The organism is Streptomyces sp. NPDC007863 (assembly GCF_040633895.1).
GTDB lineage: Bacteria > Actinomycetota > Actinomycetes > Streptomycetales > Streptomycetaceae > Streptomyces.
The window spans coordinates 26,225-46,551 of sequence record NZ_JBEYEI010000014.1; the positions used below are offsets into that span (position 1 = coordinate 26,225).

Sequence of the window (20,327 nt, forward strand, 5' to 3'; positions counted from 1 at the left end):
CGGCGCCACCCGCCTCCGCCGGGCGGGTGGCGCTCCGGCGTCCGGCGGGCCGCGACCGGGCGCGGCGGCTCAGGAGGAACGCCCCTCCAGGGCCGCCGCGTAGGCGTCGTCGGGGTCGAGGTGGCGCAGCTCCTCGGCGATCAGCTCCGCGGTGGAGCGGACCTTGAGCGCCATGACGCGGCTGGGCTGGCCGGGGATGGCGAGCCGGGCGACCGGGCCCTCGGGGCGGTCGATCCGGACCTCGCCGTTCGGGGTGCCCATCCGGACGGCGGTGACGACCGGGCCCTCGGAGACGATCCGGTCGACCGGGACGCCGAGCCGGACCTCGAACCAGCGGGCCAGCAGCTCCGCGCTGGGGTTGGCCTCCTCGGCCTCCACGGCCGCCGAGACGACGTCCGTGCCGGCCTGGTCGAGGGCGGCGGCCAGCATGGAGCGCCAGGGGGTGAGCCGGGTCCAGGCCAGGTCGGTGTCGCCGGGGGCGTAGGAGGCGGCCCGGGCGGCCAGCGCGCCGAGCGGGTCCTCGACCGCGTACGCGTCGGTGATCCGGCGCTGGGCGAGGGCGCCGAGCGGGTCCTTGGAGGGGACCGCCGGGGCGTCGACCGGCCACCAGACGACGACGGGCGCGTCGGGCAGCAGCAGCGGCAGCACCACCGAGTCGGCGCGGGCGCCGAGTTCGCCGTGGAGGCGGAGCAGCACCGTCTCGCCGGAGCCGGCGTCGGTGCCGAGCCGGACCTCGGCGTCGAGCCGGGTCACGTTCCGCTCGCGCGGGGAGAGCGCCCGGCGGCGGATGACGACGAGGGTCCGCGAAGGGTGTTCCTTCGACGCGTCGTTGGCCGCCTTCACCGCGTCGTAGGCGTGCTCCTCGTCGGTGACGATCACCAGGGTGAGGACGACGCCGACGGCCGGGGTGCCGACGGCCCTCCGGCCTTCCAGGATCGCCTTGTTGATCGCGCTGGAGTTGGTGTCCGTGAGATCGATCTTCATTGCCCGGAGTCCGTCCCTTCCTCTGCGGCGAGCCTAACGCCCCGCGCGGGGTTCAGTGGTCGTCGCCCGGCTCCTCGCCGCCGCCGGCCTCGGCGGCCGCCCTGGCCTGGGCGCGTCGGCCGACGACGGCCGCGGCGGCGAGCGCGGAGCCGAGGAAGGCGGTGGCCACCACCCAGGGGCGGTCGAGGACGTGACAGGTGGCGTGGTCCAGGGAGTAGCGGCCGGCGCCGGTGATGCCGATGGCGGCGGCGGTGAAGCCGAGGAAGGCGGGGTACTCGTATCCGCCCGCCTGGGCGAAGAAGCCGGCCGGGGCGTGCACGGCGACGGCGCCCGCCATCGCTCCGGCGGCGGCCGCGCCGGCGGCGGGGGTCGCCAGGCCGAGGGCGAGCAGGACGCCGCCGCCGGCCTCGCCGAGGCCGGCGGCGATGGCGGATTCGCGGGCCGGGTGGAAGCCCATGGCGGCCATCCCCTGGGCGGTGCCCTCGATCCCGCCGCCGCCGAACCAGCCGAAGAGCTTCTGGGTGCCGTGCGCGGCGAGCACGGCGCCGGTGCCGGCCCTCAGCACGAGCAGCCCGAGGTCACGTCGGTTCATGGGGTTCTCCAGGTGCGGGAGGGGGCGCGTACGCCTCCACTGTCGGCGCGCCCGCCGCCCGCCGCCGCCCGGAAGCCCGCCGGATACTCCACATGAGTCATGTTTTGCGGCGTTTGCCCCGTGTTGCTTGACTGGGGTGGCCGTCGCCGTCCCGGCCGTCCGGGAGCGGCCCGAGGGAAGTGGGTACGCATGACCGCCGAGTCCACCGACACCGCCGCGCTGCGGGAGCGCGTACGGGCCCTGATGCCGCGCGCCGAGGAGGATCTGACCGCGCTGGTCGCGATGCGCTCCGTGGCCGACCCCCGGCAGTTCCCGCCCGAGGAGTGCGCCAAGGCCGCGGACTTCCTGGTGCGGGCCTTCACCGAGGCGGGGTTGAGCGACATGCGGCGGGTCACCACCCCGGACGGCACGGACGCGGTGGTGGGGCACGGGCGGGGCCCGGAGGGCGCGCCGACCGTCCTCCTCTACTGCCACTACGACGTGCAGCCGCCCCTCGACGAGGCCGCCTGGGAGACCCCGCCGTTCGAACTGACGGCCCGTGACGGCCGCTGGTACGGGCGCGGCGCCGCCGACTGCAAGGGCAACATCGCCATGCACCTCACCGCGCTGCGGGCGCTCGGCGGCCCGGACGGCGCGGGCTTCCCGGTCAACCTCAAGTTCGTGGCGGAGGGTTCGGAGGAGCAGGGCACCGCGGGTCTGGAGGAGCTGGTGCCGCTGCGGCCCGAACTCTTCGACGCGGACGCCCTGCTGATCTGCGACACCGGCAACTTCGCGCTCGGGCTGCCCACCACGACGACCTCGCTGCGCGGCCTGGCCAACGTGGTGGTGACGGTCTCCACGCTCAAGGGCGAGATGCACTCGGGCATGTTCGGCGGGCCGGCGCCGGACGCGCTGGCCGCGCTCGTGCGGATCCTGGACAGCCTGCGCGACGAGCACGGCAACACGGCGGTCCGCGGGCTGGCGGGCGACGGACTGTGGGACGGGGTGTCCTATCCGGCCGAGCAGTTCCGCGCCGACGCCGGGGTCCTGGACGGGGTGCAGCTGGTGGGCACCGGGGCGGTCGCCGACGAGCTGTGGGCGCGGCCCGCGGTCACCGTCCTCGGCATCGACTGCCCGCCGGTGGTCGGCTCCTCCGCCGCCGTGCAGGCGAAGGTGCGGGCCCGGGTCAGCCTGCGGGTCCCGCCGGGGACCGACGCCGAGGAGGCCCGCAAGGCGCTCACGGACCACCTGGTGGCGGCGGCGCCCTGGGGCGCGCGGGTCGAGGTCGAGGCGGAGGGCACCGGACAGCCGTTCCGGGCCCGCACCGACGGACCCGCGTACACGGCGCTCGGCGCGGCGCTGCGCGAGGCGTACGGGAAGGACATGGTGCAGTCGGGGCAGGGCGGCTCGATCCCGCTGTGCAACGTGCTCGCGGACCACTTCCCGTCGGCGGAGATCGCGCTGATCGGCGTGGAGGAGCCGCGCTGTCTCATCCACGCCCCGAACGAGAGCGTCGACCCGACGGAGATCGAGCGGATGGCGCTGGCGGAGGCGCTCTTCCTCCGCTCCTACGCCGAGGCGTTCGCGCGCTCGGCCGGCAAGTGAGAGAGGGGTTGCCATGACGCAGACACAGGACAGGCCGCAGGACGGACCGGGCGGCGCGGGACACGGCGGGGTCCACGGCGGGAACGCCCGGACCGATCTGCCGCAGGGGCCGCTGGCGATGCTCGCCGGCGCGGCCTGGCAGGCCCTGCTGCTCGCCGGTGTGGTGGCGCTCGTCCTCGGGGTGCTCGTGCTGGTGTGGCCGGGTGCCTCGCTGCTGGCGGCCGGGGTCCTCTTCGGCCTCTATCTGCTCTTCAGCGGTGTGATGCAGCTGATCGCCGCCTTCGGCACGCACGCCACGACCTCGCTGCGCGTACTGGCCTTCATCAGCGGCGCCCTGTCGATCCTGCTCGGCCTGTTCTGTTTCCGGGGCGCGACGCAGTCGATCCTGCTGCTCGCGCTGTGGATCGGCATCGGCTGGCTCTTCCGCGGCATCACGCAGACGGTGGCGGCGGCCTCCGACCCGGCGATGCCGGCCCGCGGCTGGCAGGTCTTCCTCGGGATCGTGAGCGCCGTCGCCGGGGTGGTGCTGATCGTGTCGCCGCTGGAGTCGGTCGCGGTGCTGACCCTGCTGGGCGGGATCTGGCTGATCGCGGTCGGCGCGGCGGAGATCGTCACCGCGTTCCAGATCCGTTCGCGGGCCAAGCGCCTGCCGCCGGGCGCCTGATCCGTCCCGGCTGGTCCGGCTCGTCCGGTCCGTTCTCCGGTGGCCCTTCCGGTCCGCCGCCGGCCCGATCTCCGGGCGGGCGGCGGACCGGCGCGTTCCGTGCGCTAGATTTTGCCGGTCCTCGACCGTCGATCGCTCGCGATCACCACTCTCCGGAGCCGGCTTCCCATGACCGACATCGTCAACGGCCTCGGCCGCGCCACCGCCTACGGCGCCCTCGGCGTGGTCCTGCTGATCCTCGGCATCGTCCTGGTGGACATCCTGACCCCCGGCAAGCTGGGCCGGCAGATATGGGAGGACCGCAACCGCAACGCGGCCATCCTGCTCAGCTCCGCCCTGCTCGGCATCGGCGGGATCGTCTTCACCTCCATCTGGACCACCTACGACAACTTCGGCAAGGGCCTGGTCTCCACCGCCGCCTTCGGTCTCCTCGGCCTGGTGATGATGGCGGTCGCCTTCCTCGTGGTGGACCTGGTGACGCCCGGCAAGCTGGGCGCCACGCTGGTGGACCCGGAGCCGCACCCGGCGGTCTGGGTGACCGCGTCCTGCAACATCGCCGTCTCCGCGATCGTCTCCGCCTCGATCGCCTGACGCGCCGCGCCCCGAGCGCGTCCCCCTTCCCGGCCCGGTGCCCGTCCGTTCAGGACGGGGCCGGGCCGGGGGCCGTCGCGGCCGGCTCCACCTCCAGGAAGCGGCGGCCGCGCGGGCCCTTGTAGAGCAGGGCCTCCCAGCCGAGCCGGGCGAGGGCGGCGGCGCACTCCGCCAGGGCTTCGGCCTCCTGCCCCGCGGCGCCGGAGCCGGGCGGCCCCAGCCACTCGACGACGGCGGTGGCCGGCCGCTCCCCCGCCCGCACGCGGTAACCGGTCGCCGTCCTGGCCCCGTCGGCGTCCACGGCCGACGGGGCGAGGCCGCCGGCCTCCAGGGCCAGGGCCACGGCCCGTACGGGCCTTCGCCGCTCCCACTCGGCGGGTACGGCTCCCCCGGCGCCGTCCCGGCCGGCGGTCAGGCGCCGGATCTGACGGAGTCCGTCGAGCGCGGACCTGACCTCGCGGGAGCGCTGCTCGGGGTCGCCGGCGAGCGGCGGCCCGTCGCCCGTCGCCGCCTCGAAGGCGCCCTTGCCGCCCGGGTCCGGGCTCACAGCAGCCGCCGGATCTCGCCGCGCACCCGGTAGAAGCCGCCGGCCGCCGGATGCAGCGCCTCGACGACGTACCGGGCGCCGGCCTCGCGGATGGCACGCGGGAACTGCACGTTCCACGACGGCTCGTAGCCGTGGCTGACCACCCGGACGCGGCTCCGGCCGCCCTCGCGGACGCACTCGACGACGATCGAGCCGCTGGGCGCCTCGCTCACGGAGACGACGGTGGCGACGGCCGCGGCGGTGGTCGCCGGGGTGTAGGTGGGCAGTGCGGCGGCCAGCTTGACGTCCCGCACGACGGGCACGCTGCCCTGCTGGGCGGCCGCGATCGCCGCCTCGCTCGCGTCCACGCAGACCAGCGAGCCGTCGGTGGTCACCAGGTAGAGCCGCTCGTCGCGGTACTGCATGGAGAGCGCGGAACCGCCGCCGGTGGAGAGCTTCCACAGCCGCGTGCCGTCCTCGGCGAAGCAGTAGACGGAGGACGCCGAGTCGCCGGCGAAGACGAACCGGCCGCCGGGCGAGGTGGCGCAGGAGTACACGCTCGCGTCGCAGGCGTAGACGGCCTCGACGCGGCCGTCGGCCTTGGCCAGCCGCTGCACCTTGCGGTGGCCGGTGCCCGCGTAGACGGAGCCGGTCTCCTGCCAGCCGAAGAGGACCGCGCCGTCGGTGGCGGTCCGCCACAGCTCGCCGGTGCCGTCCGCCGCGTAGGCGGTGACGCCGCTGGTGTCGCCGTAGTAGACGGCGCGGCCGTCCGCCCGGACCATCCAGGCGAACTCGCCGCGGCCGGAGCGGGACCACTGGTGCTCGTCCTCGTGGTCGATGACGGTGAGCCGGCCGGAGCGGTCGGCGACGTCGAGGACGCCCTCGTGGATGTCGAGCCAGAAGATGTCGACGTCGGCGCCGATCTCGTAGGCGGCGAAGGGCAGCTTGGAGGACAGGTCGTAGACCTTGCCGTCGTCGCAGCCCGCGTAGATCCAGAAGTCGTCGGCGACCAGGCACTTCACGCCGTCGGGCAGGCCGAAGCGGGCCAGCACCTCGCCGCCGTGGTCCAGGGTGAAGACGTCCCCCGCCTGATTGCCGACCCAGATCCGCTCCTCGTCGACGTGGATGCCGAAGGCGGCGGAGCCGGTCCGGAAGCGCCAGAGGACGGGCGCGACGGCGCGGGCCGTGGAGGGCGCGGAGCCGACCTCCCGGCGGGTGACGGCGCGGGCGGCGCGCTGACCGGGGACGGCGGGGGCGTATCCCTTGCGGACCTTCTCGCCGATCTTCTTGGCCGCGGCGGCCCGGGCCTTGTCGGCGGTGGCGAAGGTGGAGCGCTGGGTCTGGCCGGCCGCGCCGATCCGGCCGTAGCGGACCGACACCTCCAGGCCGTCGACGGTCACTTCGTAGAACTTGTGGGCACCGCCGCCGTCCTGCGACAGCTCCAGATAGGTCGTCGTCGTCATGATCCGAACGGTAGGGGCTGCCACTGACAACGGCCCCTCGTCCGTCTGTGAAGCTCTGGCCAAGGGACCTTGGTCCCGGGCATTCGGGACCTTTGTCGCGGCAATTCGGACATACACCGCTGTGACGATGGAGGACGAAGATCATCCGACGCGCCGTCACCTCCCGTGCGGCCGGAAGGGCCTCATGACCGAGCAACCCCCACGGGCCCTGCCCGTCCGCGTGCGCCGGCACCCGGACGGCATCGCCATGGACGACCTCTTCCGGTCGGAACCCGCCCCCGGCCACCCCCTCGCCGACGCCGACGCGCCCCCGCGCCGCCACCCGCCCGCCGACGCCGGCCTGGTCGAACGCCCCGGCCCCGCCGCCCCCGGGTGGCTCGCCGTCCTCACCGGGACGGCCGCCCTGGGCAGCGCCGCCGCCCTGCTGTGGCGCGCCCGGCCGCTTCCCCCCGCGCACCTGCTCCCCTGGCAGTGGGCGGCGCTGGCCGGACTCGGCGGCCTCGCCGTCGTCTGCTTCGGCGGCCTCACCCGCGGCCGCACCGGATCCGCCTGGGTGCTCTCCCTGTTCGGCCGCTACCGGGGCAGCGTGCGCCGCGCCGGACTCACCTGGATCAGCCCCTTCGTGCTGCGCCGCCGGGTCGACGTGCGGCTGCGGCACTGGCGCAGCGAGCCCCTCGCGGCCGTGGACGCGGAGGGTTCCGCGCTGCGGGTGGTGGTGCTCGTGGTGTGGTCGGTGCGGGACACGGCCCGGGCTCTGTACGCCGTCGACGACCACCTCGGCTATCTGCGGGAGCAGGTGGAGGCGGCCACCGCGCGCGTGCTCTCCCAGCTGCCCGCCGACGCCTTCCAGGGCGGGGCGCCGACGCTGCGGAACGCGGAGGCGGTCGGCGACGCGCTGACCCGGCTGCTCGCCGCCGAGTGCCGCCCGGTCGGCATCGCCGTCTTCTCGGCGCAGCCGACCCGGATCGAGTACGCCCCCGAGGTGGCCGCCGCGATGCACCGCCGGCAACTGGCGGTCCTGGACGCCCGGCACCGGGAGTCGGTCCTGACGGGCGTGATCGACGCCGTCGACGACACGGTGACCCGGCTGACCTCGCGCGGCCTGGTCGAACTCGACGACTTCGAACGCCAGGCGCTGGTCAAGGACCTGACCGTCGCCTTCTACACCCGGCGCGGAGACCTGCCCCGGCAGCAGCACGAGGAGTGAGCGGCATGGACACGGAACGCACCCCGGACGCCGTGGGCGTCCCCGACCCCGTGGGTGTCCCCGACGCCCTGGAGGCGCCCTCGTTCGCCGAGGAGACGCCCGAGGACTGCGCCTGCGCCGGCTGCGCGGCGGAGGCGCTCGCGGCCCGGCTCCGGGCCGCGCGGGCGGCGCACTCCGTGGCGTCCCTGCACGGGGTGCGCCGCGCCGTGGTGACGGCGGCCGGGCTCGTCGCGCTAACGGCCTCCGGCACGGCCACGGCCGCCGCCGAACCGGCGCCGGCGCACGCCGGCTGGGACGGCTCGCGCTACTGGTTCCGCAACGCGGCCGGCGCGTGGCGCTGGACGAGCCACCAGGAGGTCTACCGGCAGCGCGCGGCCGCGGCCCCGGCCGCCGCCCCCGCCACCGCCCGCCCGGCGCGGGAGCCGGTCTTCCGGGGCCGGCAGGGCTGGGACGCGCGGGACCGGGTGTACTGGTTCCGCTCGGACGGGCACTGGTACTGGACCTCCCACCGCTGGAAGTACGAGCAGCGCACCGGCCGCACCGACCAGGGCCCCGCGCGCCCGGCGCGGCCCGCGCCGGGCGGCGGGACGGCGGCGCGCGGCTGGACGACGCCGGTGGAGTCGTACGTCTTCACCGGCGTCTACGGGGAGCGCGGCGCCTGGTCGCGCGGCTACCACACGGGCCAGGACTTCGCGGTGCCGAGCGGGACGCCGGTGCGGGCGGTCGGGCCGGGGCGGGTGGTGCGGGCCGGGTACGCGGGCGCGTACGGCTACGAGGTGGTGATCCGTCACCCGGACGGCCGCTACACGCAGTACGCCCACCTCTCCCGTGTCGGCGTCTCCGCCGGGCAGAGCGTGTCGGGCGGGCAGCGGATCGCCCGCTCGGGGGCGACGGGCCGGGTGACCGGTCCGCATCTGCACTTCGAGGTGCGGACCGGTCCCTCCTTCGGCTCGGACGTGAACCCGCTGGCGTACCTGCGCGGGCAGGGCGTCCGGATCTGAGGCCCGCGCGTCTCAAGCCCGCGCCGGGGCCGCCGACCTGGGGTTCTCCGTGACCGTGACGCGGCCCTTGCGGAGGGTCGCGAGGCGCGGGGCGCGGCGGGCGAGGGTGCTGTCATGGGTGACCATGACGAACGTCAGCCCGTGCTCCTCCCAGAGCCCTTCGAGGAGGTCGGCGATCTCGTCGCGGGTGGACTCGTCGAGGTTGCCGGTGGGTTCGTCGGCGAGCAGCACCTGGGGCCGCTTGACGAGCGCGCGGGCGATGGCCACGCGCTGCTGCTGACCGCCGGACAGTTCGGACGGCAGATGGGCGAGGCGCTCGCCGAGGCCGACCGACTCCAGCGCCTCGGCGGCCCGGCGGCGGCGCTCGGCGGCCTTGACGCCGAGCGGGACCAGCGCGGTCTCCACGTTCTCCTGGGCGGTGAGCGTGGGGATGAGGTTGAAGCTCTGGAAGACGAAGCCGATGTACTGGCTGCGCACGGCCGTGAGCCGGCTCTCGGAGAGCTTGGCGAGGTCGGTGCCGTCGAGGAGGACGCTGCCGGCGGTGGGGCGGTCGAGTCCGCCGAGCATCTGCAGGAGGGTGGACTTGCCGCCGCCGGTGGGGCCCTGGATGACCAGGCGGTCTCCCTGGGCGATGGTCAGGTCGATCCCGGCGAGGGCGTCGACTCTCGCCTGGCCGCGCCGGTACTGCTTGGTGACGCCGATGAGTTCGTACATGGAGGGGACTCCTGGGGTGCGGAAAGGGTCGGGGTGGCTACTCGACGCGGCGCAGCGCGTCGGCGGGGCGCAGCCGGGAGGCGCGCCAGGCGCCGAAGGCTCCGGCGACGAGGCCGCCGACGAGGGCGAGGAGCACGGCGAGGCCGACGGTGGTGAGGCTGACGGGGGCGGTGAGCGCGATGTCGACGCTGCGGCCGGCGGCGGTGCGGGTCACGCCGGGTCCGCCGGCGCCGCCTCCGAAGACCATGCCGCCGCCACCGCCGCCGCCGCGACCGGCGAATCCGCCCGCGCTCGCGCCGAGTTCGGCGGTGAGCGTGGGGCTGACGGCGGTGACGGCGTACGCGCCGGCGAGACCGACGGCGATGCCGAGGGCGCCGCCGATGACGCCGTGGACGAGGGCCTCGCCGACGACCTGGCGGGTGACCCGGCCGCTCTTCCAGCCGAGCGCCTTGAGCGTGCCGAACTCGCGGACGCGGCGGCTGACGGCGGAGGAGGTGAGGAGGCCCGCGACGAGCACGGCGGCGAGGAGGACGGCGTACGAGAGCCACCGGCCGACGTTGGAGGCGAGACCGGCGGCGGTGTCGAGGGAGCCGGACACGGTCTGGGCGAGGTCGGCGGAGGTGGTGACCGTGGTGCCGGAGACGTTCTTCTGGATCGCGGCCTTGACGGCGTCGATCCTCGTCGAGTCGGTGGCCTTGACGTAGACCGTGGTGACCTTGCCGGCCGAGCCGGAGAGGGTCTGCGCCCGCTTGAGCGGGAGATAGACCTGGGCGGCGGACTGGCCGCTGTCGGCGGTGGCGATGCCGATGATCTCGAACTTCACGCCCTTGACGGTGAGTTCGCCGCCGACGGCGAGGTCCTGCTGCTGGGCGTAGGCGCTGTCGACCACGACGACGGCGGCGTCGGTCTCGGTGGTCTCGAACGTGCGGCCCTCGGTGACGGTGGAGGTGGTGAGGGGGCCGAGGTCGGGGGTGGTGACGTCGGTGCCGTAGAGGGTGAAGGAGTCGACGTCGAAGGCGGCGCCGCCACCGGTGACGGTGTCGCCGGGACCGCCGGTCCCGCCCTGACCCTGCCCCTGGGGCTGCGTCTGGCCCTGGCCCTGGCCCTCGCCGCGCTGGATCTGGCCGCGCCGGAACTCGCCGTTGATCTTCAGGTTGACGAGGCTGAGGCCGCCGACCGCGCGGTCGACTCCGGCCTGCTTCGCGACGGTGGCGACGGTGGAGTCGGCGAGGGTCTGGAAGCCCTGGACCATGAGCCGGTCGCTGCTCTGCTCCTCCCCGTCCTCGCCGCCCTGGAACTCGAACCGGGGCCGGGCGGGCTGCGCGCCCTCGGCGGGCCGCTCCTGAGCCTTCGTCACCGTCAGGTCCGTGCCGAGCCCGTAGAGGGATTCGAGGACCTTGCCCTGGGCCTGCTTCATGCCCGCGGAGACCGAGGTCACGACGATGACCAGCGCGATGCCGAGCGCGAGCCCGGAGGCGACGACGAGCGCCGCCTTTCTGCGGCGGCGCAGTTCGCGCCGGAGGTAGGTGAAGAACATGGGCGCGAAAGTAGGGGTGCCGCGTGAGGCCGGGATAAGGCCCGCGTGAGAGCGGGATGAGACCTCTGGACAAGCCCCCGCCCCGAAACCTACCCTCCAGTACACCTATTCAATTCGTTGAGTATCTTCGTGGATGCCGTGGAGGCCCCGTGCACCCCTTCCGTACCGCCGTCGAGAACCGCGACGAGGCCGCCGTCGAGGCGCTGCTCGCCGAGGACGTCGTCTTCACCAGCCCGGTCGCCTTCAAGCCGTACGCCGGGAAGGCGATCACCGCGGCGATCCTCCGCGGGGTCCTGCGCGTCTTCGAGGACTTCGCCTACGTCCGGGAGATCGCGAATCCGGACGGGCGCGACCACGCCTTCGTCTTCACCGCGACCGTCGACGGCAAGCGGATCCAGGGCTGCGACTTCCTGCACTTCGACGAGGACGGGCTGATCGACGACTTCACCGTCATGGTCCGCCCGCTCTCCGCCGCCCAGGCCCTCGCCGCCGCGATGGGCGCGCAGTTCGACCGGATCGCCCGGGAGGCGGCCGAGGCCTGAGCCGGCGGACGAGCGGTGGACGTCAGGCCAGCTTCTTCAGGACCTCGGTCGCGAGGGCGGTGGAGGAGGCCGGGTTCTGGCCGGTGACGAGGTTGCCGTCGACGACGACGTGCGGGGCCCACGGCTCACCGGCGTCGACGTCGACGCCGGCCTCGCGGAGCCGGGTCTCCAGGAGCCACTCCGCGCGCTCGGCGAGACCGGCCTGGATCTCCTCGGCGTCGGTGAACGCGGCGACGCGGCGGCCGGCGAAGGCGTTGGCGCCGTCCTCGCCCACGGCGGCGAGGAGCGCGGCCGCGCCGTGGCAGACGACGGCCAGCGGCTTGCCGGAGTCGAGGACGTCGATCAGCAGGCGGCCGGAGTCGGCGTCCACGGCGAGGTCCTCCATGGGGCCGTGGCCGCCGGGGTAGAGGACGGCGTCGTACTCGGCGGGGTCGACGTCCTCCAGGCGGAGCGGCTTCCGCAGCGCCGCGAAGGCGTCGAGGGCGGCGGCGACGCGTTCGGCGCCCTCGGGGCCGCCGTTGGCCCCGGGGGCGAGGCTGCCCCGGTCGACGGTGGGGACGACGCCGCCGGGGGTGGCGACGACGACCTCGTGACCGGCCGCGGTGAACGCCTCGTACGGCGCGGCGGCCTCCTCGGCCCAGAAGCCGGTGGGGTGCTTCGTACCGTCGGCGAGGGTCCAGTGGTCGGCACCGGTCAGCACGAAAAGGATCTTCGACATGGGTCTGCGGGCCTCTCGATCGTGGGAGCGAACCGGCCCGCGCCCCTTCCGGGACCGCCGGACCGGCGATGGGTCCGACCGTAGGCGCCCCGACCCATGAGAATCCAATAGGCTCGGACATGTGGACGATAGGAATTCCGATGGCTCGCGTGGAGCGTCGGCGGGCGCCGGGGAACCGGACGGCGGACCGGCGCCCGGGACGGGGCCCGGGGTGGTGCTCGGCGCGGGGAGTGGCGGGTTGCCGGATCTGAACCAGCTGCGGACCTTTCTCGCCGTGTACCGTGCCGGGGCCTTCACCGCGGGGGCGCGCGTCCTGGGGCTGTCCCAGCCGACGGTGACCACGCAGATCAGGGCGCTGGAGGGGCGGCTCGGGCGGGAGCTGTTCGAGCGGGGGCCGCGCGGGGTGACGGCGACGCCGTTCGCGGACGACCTCGCGGCCCGGATCACGGGCCCGCTGGACGCGCTGGGCGCCGCCGCCGGCGCGGCGCTCGGCTCGCCCGGCGAGGAGGGGCCGGCCGAGCCGGTCCACCTGGCGGGCCCGGCCGAGTTCCTCGCGCAGAGCGTGCTGCCGACGCTCGCGCCGCTGGTGGAGCGCGGGGTGCGGCTGCGCGTCGCCTTCGGCCTCACCGACGGGCTGCTCGACGAGCTGCGGGCCGGGCGGCACGACCTGGTGGTGGCGACGGTACGGCCCCGGGGCCGCAGCCTCGCCTGGCTGCCGCTCTCCGACGAGGAGTTCGTCCTCGTCGGCGCGCCGGTGTGGGCGGAGCGGCTCGGCGGCCGGATCGCCGCGGAGGGGCCCGCCGCGCTGCACGGCGTCCCGCTCGTCGCGTACGCCGAGGACCTGCCGATCCTGCGCCGCTACTGGCGCCACGTCTTCGGCCGGCGCCTGACCGCCGTGCCCGCGGTCGCCGTCCCGGACCTGCGGGCGGTGCGGGCGGCGGTGGCGGGCGGCGCCGGGGTGAGCGTGCTGCCCCGCTACCTGTGCGCGGCGGAGCTGGCCTCGGGCGCCCTCGTACCGCTCCACCTGCCGGAGGACCCGCCGATCAACACCGGTTTCCTGGTGCACCGGCCGGGCCCGCCGGCCCACCCGCACGTGGCACTGGTCCGGGACCATCTGGTCCGGCACGAGCGGGCGGCCGGCGCGTAGGCGGCCGGGGGGGTAGACGGCCGGTGGACAGGCGGCCGGTGGGGGTCGTCAGTATCAGTAGGTGACGGTGATCCGCCGGGCGGGGCCGTCGACGCGGACCGTGCCGCCGTACGGGATCACCACCTGCGGGTCGGTGTGCCCGAGGTCCACGTCGAGGACGGCCATGGTGTCGGGGGCGTACGCGTCGAGCGCGCGCAGCACGGCGGCGCGCTGGGCCTCCCGGTAGGCGACCCGGGCGGCGGCGTCGTTCGGCGCCTCGAAGGACCAGGCGCGGGCCCGGCCCATGAGGAGGGCGGAGAAGCGGGCGAGCAGGCCGCGCTCCCCCATGGCCCGCAGGATCCGGAAGACCTCGTCGGCGGGGGGCAGCAGCTCGGATGTCTCCAGGAACAGCACCCCGCCCTCGTACGCCGCCGGCTCCGCGATCTCCCCGCCGGCCATGAGGAGCTGCGAGACGATCTCCAGGCAGCCGCCCCAGGAGCGGCCCTCGACGACCCGCTCGGCGCGGTGCCAGTGCCAGGGGCCGGCCGGTTCCATGACGGGCGCGGAGTCGAACGTACGCGGGTCCTCCCAGGGCCGCTCGACGTCGTTGGTGTCCGTCGGGGCGGGGAGTTCGTACGGTCCGGAGCCGAAGAGCGCGGCCCGGACGGAGGCGTCGGTGACGGGGTGGACGGCGCCGGGCCGGCCGAACTGGGTCATCACCGCAGCCCCGTGGTAGCCGACCACGCCGAGGTTCCACAGCCGCATCAGGAGGTTCGTGTTGTCGCTGAAGCCGAAGAACGGCTTGGGATGCGCCCGGATCAACTCGTCGTCGAGGTGCGGCAGGACGGTGATCTGGTCGTCGCCGCCGATGCTGGCGACGATCGCCGCGACCGTCGGGTCGGCGAAGGCCGCGTGCAGGTCCGCGGCCCGGTCCCGGGCGGACGCGCCGAGCTTGCGCGTGGTCGGGTACTCGACGGGCACGAGCCCGTACTCCTCGGACAGCCGCCGCACGCCGAGGTCGAAGGGGAGCGGCAGCACTTCGGGCAGCCCGGCGGCGGGCGACAGCACGGCGATCCGGTCCCCGGGACGCGGCTTGGGCGGTATGACGATCTGCGACATCCCCGCACCCTAGCCGCGCCCCGGCCGGACCCGCCCGGCCATTTCCGCCGGCACGCGCGCGTGGACCCGGGGGCGGGCGCGCCGGCCGCCCGGGGGGGGCGGGGCGGGCCCAGGGGCGTGAGCTCGGGAGGTCTGAGCTCAGGAGGTCTGAGCTCAGGAGGTCTGAGCTCAGGAGGTCTGAGCTCAGGAGGTCTGAGCTCAGGAGGTCTGAGCTCAGGGGGTGTGGGCGAGGGGGTCGGCCAGGATGTCGTGGAGGACGAGGGCGGCGGCGCCGCGGGCCGCGTCGGTGGCCGGGGAAGCCGCCCGCAGCCGGCCGGCGTCGGCGGGCCAGAGGCCCGAGACGACCCGCTCGGCGAGTTCGGCGGTGACGGCGGGGGCCAGCCACGGCATCAGGCGCGGGTAGATGCCGCCGAGGACGACGGCCTCGGGGTCGAGGAGGTTGACCGCTCCCGAGAGGGCCCGGCCGAGCATCCGGCCCGCCTCGGCGAGGGCCGCGAGCGCGCGCGGGTCCCCGCGCTCGGCGCGGCCGGCGAGCTCGTCGACGTCGGCGGCGTCCGCGGCGCGCAGCAGCGCGGCCTGACCGGCGTACTGCTCCAGGCAGCCGCGCGAGCCGCAGCGGCAGCGGGGGCCCTCGGCGTCCACGACGAGGTGGCCGATCTCGCCGGCGAAGCCGTGGGCGCCGCGCAGGAGTTCGCCGTGCACGACGACGGCGCCGCCGACGCCCGTCTCGCCGGTGAGGTGGAGGAAGGTGCGGGGCGCGCCGGCGGTGCCGAAGCGGAGCTCGGCGAGGGCCGCCATGTTGGCCTCGTTGTCGGAGGCGACGGCGAGCCGGCCGGCGGCGGGGCGCAGCGCGGCGAGCGCCTCGCCGAAGAGCCGCTCGGCGGGGGTGTCGTGCCAGCCGAGGTTGGGGGCCTGGCGGACGGTGCCGTCGGAGACCAGGCCGGGCAGGGCGAGCGCGGCGCCCGCCGGGGCGAGGCCGAGGGCGTCGGCCTCGGCGAGCGCCTCGGCGGCGACGCCGGCCGCACGGGCGAGGACGGCGGGCGCGTCGGCGCGGTTGTCGAGCCGCACGGTGCGGCGGATCCGGTCGGTGCCGGTGAGGTCCACGAGGCAGACGGAGACGTACGCGACGTTGATCTCGACGCCGAGCCCCGCGGGCCCGGTCCCGGCCGGCTTGAGGACGGTGCCGGGGCGGCCCGCCTGGCCGCTGAAGGTCTTCCCGGACTCGACCAGGAACCCGAGGTCGAGGAGCTGCTCCACGAGCGAGGAGACGGCGGGCCGGGTGAGCCCGACACGGGCGGCGACGGCGGCCCGGGTGGTCTCGCCGGCGTCGTGGACGGTCCTGAGGACGAGGCTCAGGTTGTGCCGGCGCACGCCCGACTTGTCGGCCTTGGGTTCCGTGGGCTGGTTCATGGTGAGCGAGAGCCTAGTCGCCCCTTTCACTCGAACAGAAATGCCCCGATCGGTGGGGGGGGAGACACCTCCCGGAGGAGCCCTCCGCCTCGCCTTCCCGCCGGATTTCCCTCGGATTCCCTCCACAAAAGAGTTCGGTGACCGAACTCTTCCGGCTAGGCTGCCCCCATGACCCTTCCCCGCGACTACCGCGGCCAGAGCTGCTCCCTCGCCCGTGCGATGGAGGTCGTCGGCGAGCGCTGGACGCTGCTGATCCTGCGGGACGCCTTCTACGGGGTGCGCAGGTTCGGCGAGTTCGCCGCGCACCTCGCCGTACCCCGGTCGGTGCTCACCGAGCGGCTGGCCGGGCTGACCGAGGCCGGCGTCCTCGACCGCCGCCGGGAGCCGGGCGGCGGCCGGCGCGAGGTGTACGTCCTCACGGACAAGGGCCTCGGGCTCTGGCCGGCCGTCCGGGCCCTCACCGACTGGGGCGAGGCGCACTATCCGGCGCACGGCGACGGGCCCCGCCGGGTCTTCCTGCACCACGCCGACGGGGCGCCGGCCGGCCCCGACGGCCGCTGCTCCGGCTGCGGGGCCTCCGTCCCGCCCGGGGACCTCCTGGTCGCCCCCGGCCCCGGGCTCGCCCCGCCCGGCGACGACGCCGACCCGGTCACGGCGGCCCTGGCCCGCCCGCACCGCCTGCTCACCCCGCTGCTCACCCAGTGATCCCTCACCCCGTGACCCCCTCACCCCCTCACTCCCCACCCCGTCACTCTCCGCCCCGTGACTCCCCACGAGAGGAACCCCATGAAGATCCTGGTCGTCGGCGCCGGTGCCACCGGTGGTTACTTCGGCACGATGCTGGCCCGCTCCGGGCAGGACGTCACCTTCCTGGTCAGGCCCGGCCGCGCGGCGGCGCTCCGCGCGGACGGGCTGCGGGTGGCGGGACGGGACGAGGAGTGGGTCCTGGACGCGCCCCGGCTCGTCACGGCCGGCGAGACGCCGGCGGGAGGTCCGTACGACCTCGTCCTGCTCGGCGTGAAGTCGACCGCCCTCGACGCGGCCCTGACGGACCTGGCCCCCTTCGTCTCCCCGGGCACGGCGGTGCTGCCGCTGCTCAACGGCATGGCCCACCTCGACGCGCTGGACGCCCGCTTCGGCGCCGGCGCGGTCCTCGGCGGCGTCGCGAAGGTGGTCACGACGCTCGACGACTCGGGGACCATCCGGCGGCTCGCGCCACTGGCTCACCTCGCCCTCGGCGAGCGCGACGGCGCGGTCTCGCCGCGCGTCAAGGAGATCCGTACGGTCCTGGAGGACGCCGGCATCGACGCGCCCGTGCCCGCGTCGATCGTCACCGCGATGTGGCACAAGTGGGTCTTCATCACCACGATCGGCGCGGTGACGAGCCTGATGCGCGGCACCGTCGGCGAGGTGTACGACGCGCCCGGCGGCCCCGGCCTCGGCCCCGCGATCCTCGCCGAGGGCGCGGCGGTGGCCGCGGCGGCCGGGCACCCGCTGCCGGAACGGGAGCGCGCGGCGACGCTCGCCGTCGTGTCGGCCCCCGGCTCCCCGATGGTGCCGTCCCTCTACCGGGACCTGGTGGCGGGCCGGCCGACGGAGGTCGAGCACCTCTTCGGCGACCTGACCGCGCGGGCCCGCGCCCTCGGCGTGCCGACCCCGCTGCTCGACCTGGCCACCCTCCATCTGCGGGTGCACCAGCGGCGGATCGACGCCGCCGGGCACGGTCAGTAGGCTCGACGACGCCGGGACGGGAGCAAGGGAGCGACAGAGTGTTCGTCAAGGTGTGCGGGCTCGCCACGACCGCCGACATCGACGTGGCCGCCGAGGCGGGCGCGGACGCGATCGGCCTCGTCATCAGCGGGACCAGTGTCCGGGGCCTGGGCCGGGACCGGGTGCCGGCGCTCGTCGGGCGGGTCCCGGACGGGGTGGTGTCGGTCCTCGTCGTCAACGACACCCCCGCCGCCGAGGCCGCCCGGATCGCCGCCGACCTGGGCTTCGACGCGCTCCAGCTGCACGGCCGCGCCTACGGCCCGGCGGAGTTCGAGGCCGCCGCGGCGATCCACCCGCGCCTGTGGCGGGCGACCGCGCTCGCCGACGGTCCCGACACGCGCGTGGGCGCGCTGGGCGAGGAGGTCCTGCTGCTCGACTCGCCCAAGGCGGGCTCGGGTTCGCGCTGGGACCTCTCGCTCCTGGACACCGCCCGCCCCGAGGGCCACTGGCTCCTGGCGGGCGGCCTCGCCCCCGGGAACGTCGCCGAGGCGATCGCCGCCGCCCGCCCCTGGGGCGTGGACGTCTCCAGCGGCGTCGAGTCCGCGCCCGGCATGAAGGACCACTCCCTGGTCCGCGCCTTCGTGGCCGCCGCGAAATCCGCGCCGCCCGCTCAACCTTTCGACGTCTCCGCACGTCAGTAGGGGTGAAGCACGTCGTACTACCGAGTACGACCAAGAAGCGCCGAAGTGCGAGGGGGCCGTGATGGTGGAGGAACTGGCGGAGGCAGTGGTGCGTGCGGCCGGTGCGGCGGCGCGTGGTGTGGCCGCGATGCTGTCGGTACCGGAGACCTACTCGGCGGCGGCGGAGTTCGCCACGGCGAAGGCGGAACAGCGCCCCGACGACACGGACGAGAAGGACGCCGAGAAGGACGCCGCGACGGAGTCTGCGGAGTCTGCGAACTCGACGGACTCGACGGACTCGACGGGCGGTAAGGAGGCCTAGGCCGCCGCCGCGCCGTCGGGGGCGGCGAAGACACGGGCCAGGTGCGCGGCCAGACGGGCCGGGTCCGGGGCGGTGAGCCGGGCGCCGAGGTGGCCGTCGGGGCGGACCACGAAGGCGATGCTCCGGTCCCCTCCCCCGGTCGCGTAGCGGACCGCGAACTCCCCCGCCGCGTCCCGGTACACCGGGATCGGCCCCGTGTCGCGGACGGCCTTCGGCGCGTCCGGCGGGACGAGCGCGCAGACGTCCACGCGGCCGCCGGTGGCGCGCCACGCCGTCGCCGCCAGTTCGTCGCGCCCGGCGACGCCCCCGGAGCCGTACCCCGTCCCGTACAGGAGAAGGACGGTCCGCCGGTCGCGGAGGACGTCGAAGAGCCGGACGGGGTAGGCGGCGATGGGACCGAGGAGGCCGCCGCAGTCGGGGGCGCGGTCCCCCGGGCCGGGGCGCGGGCCGTCGTCCGACGGGTCGACGGACGGGCTGCCCCGGTAACCGACGAGCAGCTGCGCCTCACGGAGCATCAGGGTCCGGGAGTCGTCCGGGTCGTCCGGGTCGTCCGCGGCGGCCTGTACGCCGCCGGCGGTGGCGTGCCGCACGGTGCGGCCGACGACCTCCTCCCCGACCGGGCGGCGCTCGGCGTCGTATCCGGCGAGCAGGCCGGGCGCGGCGCTGCCCTCGACGGCGAGCGCGAGCCGCCAGGCGAGGTCGTACGCGTCCTGGACGCCGGTGTTCATGCCCTGGGCGCCGGTCGGCGGATGGATGTGGGCGGCGTCCCCGGCGACGAACACCCGGCCCTCGCCGTACCGGTCCACGATCCGGTGGCTGATCCGGAACACCGAGGACCAGCGGAGCGCGGACGCGGTGGTGCGCCGCGGCGAGAGCCGGTCGAGCACGGCCTGGATGTCGGCGAGACCCGGCGCCGTGCCGCCGCCGTCGAGCCCGTGCGCGATCCCGTCGGCCGCGGACCCCCGCGGGGCGGACGCTCCGGGCGCGGCGTCCGGGACGCGCATCGACATGCGGTAGCGGCGCCGGCCGGGAAGCGGGATGCAGACGAGGACGTCGGCGACGGCCCCGGCGTCGTCGAGCAGCATCGAGCGCAGGCCGTACCCCTCGGGCAGGTCCCAGTCGACCTCCACGTCGCCCAGCATGTACGCCTCCGGGAACGCCCCGCCCTCGAACGGGAGCCCGAGCCCCTTGCGGACCGTGCTGTGCGCGCCGTCGCACCCGACCAGGTACCCGACCCGCAGCTCCTCCCCGACCCCCGCCGCGTCGGTGAGCCGGGCGGTGACCCCGTCCGGATCCTGCTCGAACGCGTCGAGGACGGTGCCGCGTTCGATCCGGGTGCCGTGCCGGACCAGCGCCTCCTCCAGCAGCCGCTCCGTCTCGTACTGCGGCAGCGCGGCGAAGCCGTACGGCACCTCCGGCGGCAGCACCAGATCGAAACGCCCGCGCTCGGCGCCGTCGACGTACACGTACTGCCCCCGCATCGGCACCGCCGCCTCCAGCACGGCCCGCACGATCCCCATCCGGTCCCAGACCTCCAGCGTCCTCGGCTGGACACCGACGGCCTTCGCATACGGCAGCCGCTCCGGCAACCGGTCGACGATCCGGCACGCCACCCCCTGCCGCCGCAACTCCAGCGCAGCCGTCAGCCCCACCGGCCCCGCCCCGACGACCAACACCTCGGCCCCTCCCGAACGCGCCACGGACGGCCTGCTGTCTGTCACGGCGCCTCCAGGGCGTGCGGCCCCCGAACGGATCGTTGCCTTCCGTCCCATGGTCACGCCGGGGCGGGGAGGGGCGCCAGTTGAGGCTGGATCCAACCTCCCGGATGCGAGCGGTC

The 20,327-nt window shown here is 75.5% G+C and carries 21 protein-coding genes; 11 read left to right on the forward strand and 10 right to left on the reverse strand.

Translation table 11 applies throughout. The features are described 5' to 3' along the window. Positions 1-69: 69 nt before the first annotated feature. Together opcA and ABZ621_RS22170 are read right to left on the reverse strand one after the other, a co-directional pair. Positions 70-984, reverse strand: a complete 915-nt coding sequence (gene opcA / locus ABZ621_RS22165; RefSeq protein WP_360607072.1) for a glucose-6-phosphate dehydrogenase assembly protein OpcA — start codon at positions 982-984, stop codon at positions 70-72. 52 nt (positions 985-1,036) lie between these two features. Then, positions 1,037-1,576 carry a DoxX family protein gene (locus ABZ621_RS22170; RefSeq protein WP_360607074.1) on the reverse strand — a complete coding sequence of 180 codons (540 nt, stop codon included), beginning with the start codon at positions 1,574-1,576 and terminating at the stop codon, positions 1,037-1,039. Positions 1,577-1,765: 189 nt separating this feature from the next. On the opposite strand from ABZ621_RS22170, the gene ABZ621_RS22175 reads away from it, so the two are divergent. The 3 genes from ABZ621_RS22175 to ABZ621_RS22185 all read left to right on the forward strand — a co-directional run bounded on the left by ABZ621_RS22175 (position 1,766) and on the right by ABZ621_RS22185 (position 4,415). Further along, the gene (locus tag ABZ621_RS22175; RefSeq protein ID WP_360607076.1) at positions 1,766-3,160 is read left to right on the forward strand and encodes a dipeptidase; all 1,395 of its coding nucleotides are present in this window, start codon (positions 1,766-1,768) and stop codon (positions 3,158-3,160) included. Positions 3,161-3,173: 13 nt separating this feature from the next. Continuing rightward, on the forward strand, positions 3,174-3,824 hold the full coding sequence (locus tag ABZ621_RS22180; RefSeq protein ID WP_360607078.1) for an HdeD family acid-resistance protein: 651 nt from the start codon (positions 3,174-3,176) through the stop codon (positions 3,822-3,824). Positions 3,825-3,992: 168 nt separating this feature from the next. Further along, positions 3,993-4,415, forward strand: a complete 423-nt coding sequence (locus ABZ621_RS22185) for a DUF350 domain-containing protein (RefSeq protein WP_360607080.1) — start codon at positions 3,993-3,995, stop codon at positions 4,413-4,415. Between the two features lie 49 nt (positions 4,416-4,464). Here ABZ621_RS22185 and ABZ621_RS22190 read toward each other — a convergent pair whose 3' ends face one another. Beyond that, on the reverse strand, positions 4,465-4,962 hold the full coding sequence (locus tag ABZ621_RS22190; protein ID WP_360607082.1) for a hypothetical protein: 498 nt from the start codon (positions 4,960-4,962) through the stop codon (positions 4,465-4,467). Further along, a complete protein-coding gene (locus ABZ621_RS22195; protein ID WP_360607084.1) occupies positions 4,959-6,404 on the reverse strand; it encodes a WGR domain-containing protein in 1,446 nt (481 codons plus the stop codon). Before ABZ621_RS22195 ends, ABZ621_RS22190 begins: the two co-directional genes overlap by 4 nt. Positions 6,405-6,588: 184 nt before the next feature. On the opposite strand from ABZ621_RS22195, the gene ABZ621_RS22200 reads away from it, so the two are divergent. Then, entirely contained in the window at positions 6,589-7,611 is a 1,023-nt protein-coding gene (locus ABZ621_RS22200; protein ID WP_360607086.1) for an SPFH domain-containing protein, read from the forward strand. Positions 7,612-7,616: 5 nt separating this feature from the next. Beyond that, complete coding sequence (locus ABZ621_RS22205) at positions 7,617-8,612, forward strand: M23 family metallopeptidase (RefSeq protein WP_360607088.1); 996 nt, start codon at positions 7,617-7,619, stop codon at positions 8,610-8,612. A 12-nt stretch (positions 8,613-8,624) separates the two neighbouring features. On the opposite strand, the gene ABZ621_RS22210 is transcribed toward ABZ621_RS22205, so the two are convergent. Further along, on the reverse strand, positions 8,625-9,326 hold the full coding sequence (locus ABZ621_RS22210) for an ABC transporter ATP-binding protein (protein WP_360607090.1): 702 nt from the start codon (positions 9,324-9,326) through the stop codon (positions 8,625-8,627). A 37-nt stretch (positions 9,327-9,363) separates the two neighbouring features. Next, the gene (locus tag ABZ621_RS22215) at positions 9,364-10,863 is read right to left on the reverse strand and encodes an ABC transporter permease (protein ID WP_360607092.1); all 1,500 of its coding nucleotides are present in this window, start codon (positions 10,861-10,863) and stop codon (positions 9,364-9,366) included. Between the two features lie 149 nt (positions 10,864-11,012). Here ABZ621_RS22215 and ABZ621_RS22220 point away from each other — a divergent pair, with 149 nt between their 5' ends. After that, the gene (locus ABZ621_RS22220; protein WP_360607095.1) at positions 11,013-11,405 is read left to right on the forward strand and encodes a nuclear transport factor 2 family protein; all 393 of its coding nucleotides are present in this window, start codon (positions 11,013-11,015) and stop codon (positions 11,403-11,405) included. A 22-nt stretch (positions 11,406-11,427) separates the two neighbouring features. Here the strand turns inward: ABZ621_RS22220 and ABZ621_RS22225 are convergent, their stop codons facing one another. Beyond that, complete coding sequence (locus ABZ621_RS22225) at positions 11,428-12,123, reverse strand: type 1 glutamine amidotransferase domain-containing protein (RefSeq protein WP_360607097.1); 696 nt, start codon at positions 12,121-12,123, stop codon at positions 11,428-11,430. A gap of 238 nt (positions 12,124-12,361) precedes the next feature. Here ABZ621_RS22225 and ABZ621_RS22230 point away from each other — a divergent pair, with 238 nt between their 5' ends. Next, positions 12,362-13,270: a LysR family transcriptional regulator gene (locus ABZ621_RS22230; protein WP_360607099.1), complete on the forward strand. Its 909-nt coding sequence runs from the start codon at positions 12,362-12,364 to the stop codon at positions 13,268-13,270. Positions 13,271-13,324: 54 nt separating this feature from the next. Here ABZ621_RS22230 and ABZ621_RS22235 read toward each other — a convergent pair whose 3' ends face one another. Continuing rightward, positions 13,325-14,368, reverse strand: a complete 1,044-nt coding sequence (locus tag ABZ621_RS22235) for a S66 peptidase family protein (protein WP_360607101.1) — start codon at positions 14,366-14,368, stop codon at positions 13,325-13,327. A 213-nt stretch (positions 14,369-14,581) separates the two neighbouring features. Further along, positions 14,582-15,778, reverse strand: a complete 1,197-nt coding sequence (locus ABZ621_RS22240) for an ROK family transcriptional regulator (protein ID WP_360607103.1) — start codon at positions 15,776-15,778, stop codon at positions 14,582-14,584. A gap of 168 nt (positions 15,779-15,946) precedes the next feature. On the opposite strand from ABZ621_RS22240, the gene ABZ621_RS22245 reads away from it, so the two are divergent. The 4 genes from ABZ621_RS22245 to ABZ621_RS22260 all read left to right on the forward strand — a co-directional run bounded on the left by ABZ621_RS22245 (position 15,947) and on the right by ABZ621_RS22260 (position 18,490). Continuing rightward, positions 15,947-16,483 carry a helix-turn-helix domain-containing protein gene (locus tag ABZ621_RS22245; protein WP_360607105.1) on the forward strand — a complete coding sequence of 179 codons (537 nt, stop codon included), beginning with the start codon at positions 15,947-15,949 and terminating at the stop codon, positions 16,481-16,483. A gap of 57 nt (positions 16,484-16,540) precedes the next feature. Continuing rightward, entirely contained in the window at positions 16,541-17,509 is a 969-nt protein-coding gene (locus ABZ621_RS22250) for a ketopantoate reductase family protein (RefSeq protein WP_360607107.1), read from the forward strand. Between the two features lie 38 nt (positions 17,510-17,547). Continuing rightward, complete coding sequence (locus tag ABZ621_RS22255; RefSeq protein WP_360607109.1) at positions 17,548-18,189, forward strand: phosphoribosylanthranilate isomerase; 642 nt, start codon at positions 17,548-17,550, stop codon at positions 18,187-18,189. Between the two features lie 61 nt (positions 18,190-18,250). Then, complete coding sequence (locus tag ABZ621_RS22260; RefSeq protein WP_360607111.1) at positions 18,251-18,490, forward strand: hypothetical protein; 240 nt, start codon at positions 18,251-18,253, stop codon at positions 18,488-18,490. On the opposite strand, the gene ABZ621_RS22265 is transcribed toward ABZ621_RS22260, so the two are convergent. Next, on the reverse strand, positions 18,487-20,190 hold the full coding sequence (locus ABZ621_RS22265; protein ID WP_360607424.1) for an FAD-dependent monooxygenase: 1,704 nt from the start codon (positions 20,188-20,190) through the stop codon (positions 18,487-18,489). The two genes, ABZ621_RS22260 and ABZ621_RS22265, sit on opposite strands and share 4 nt — an antisense overlap. Positions 20,191-20,327 lie beyond the last annotated feature (137 nt).

Bases quoted from the DNA above. Each gene is read 5' to 3' on its own strand.
- ABZ621_RS22260 (WP_360607111.1), top strand. From the start codon at position 18,251: ATGGTGGAGGAACTGGCGGAGGCAGTGGTGCGTGCGGCCGGTGCGGCG.
- ABZ621_RS22200 (WP_360607086.1), top strand. From the start codon at position 6,589: ATGACCGAGCAACCCCCACGGGCCCTGCCCGTCCGCGTGCGCCGGCAC.
- ABZ621_RS22185 (WP_360607080.1), top strand. From the start codon at position 3,993: ATGACCGACATCGTCAACGGCCTCGGCCGCGCCACCGCCTACGGCGCC.
- ABZ621_RS22195 (WP_360607084.1), bottom strand. From the start codon at position 6,404: ATGACGACGACGACCTATCTGGAGCTGTCGCAGGACGGCGGCGGTGCC.
- ABZ621_RS22235 (WP_360607101.1), bottom strand. From the start codon at position 14,368: ATGTCGCAGATCGTCATACCGCCCAAGCCGCGTCCCGGGGACCGGATC.
- ABZ621_RS22210 (WP_360607090.1), bottom strand. From the start codon at position 9,326: ATGTACGAACTCATCGGCGTCACCAAGCAGTACCGGCGCGGCCAGGCG.
- ABZ621_RS22245 (WP_360607105.1), top strand. From the start codon at position 15,947: ATGACCCTTCCCCGCGACTACCGCGGCCAGAGCTGCTCCCTCGCCCGT.
- ABZ621_RS22175 (WP_360607076.1), top strand. From the start codon at position 1,766: ATGACCGCCGAGTCCACCGACACCGCCGCGCTGCGGGAGCGCGTACGG.
- ABZ621_RS22225 (WP_360607097.1), bottom strand. From the start codon at position 12,123: ATGTCGAAGATCCTTTTCGTGCTGACCGGTGCCGACCACTGGACCCTC.
- opcA (WP_360607072.1), bottom strand. From the start codon at position 984: ATGAAGATCGATCTCACGGACACCAACTCCAGCGCGATCAACAAGGCG.
- ABZ621_RS22170 (WP_360607074.1), bottom strand. From the start codon at position 1,576: ATGAACCGACGTGACCTCGGGCTGCTCGTGCTGAGGGCCGGCACCGGC.
- ABZ621_RS22215 (WP_360607092.1), bottom strand. From the start codon at position 10,863: ATGTTCTTCACCTACCTCCGGCGCGAACTGCGCCGCCGCAGAAAGGCG.
- ABZ621_RS22180 (WP_360607078.1), top strand. From the start codon at position 3,174: ATGACGCAGACACAGGACAGGCCGCAGGACGGACCGGGCGGCGCGGGA.
- ABZ621_RS22205 (WP_360607088.1), top strand. From the start codon at position 7,617: ATGGACACGGAACGCACCCCGGACGCCGTGGGCGTCCCCGACCCCGTG.
- ABZ621_RS22240 (WP_360607103.1), bottom strand. From the start codon at position 15,778: ATGAACCAGCCCACGGAACCCAAGGCCGACAAGTCGGGCGTGCGCCGG.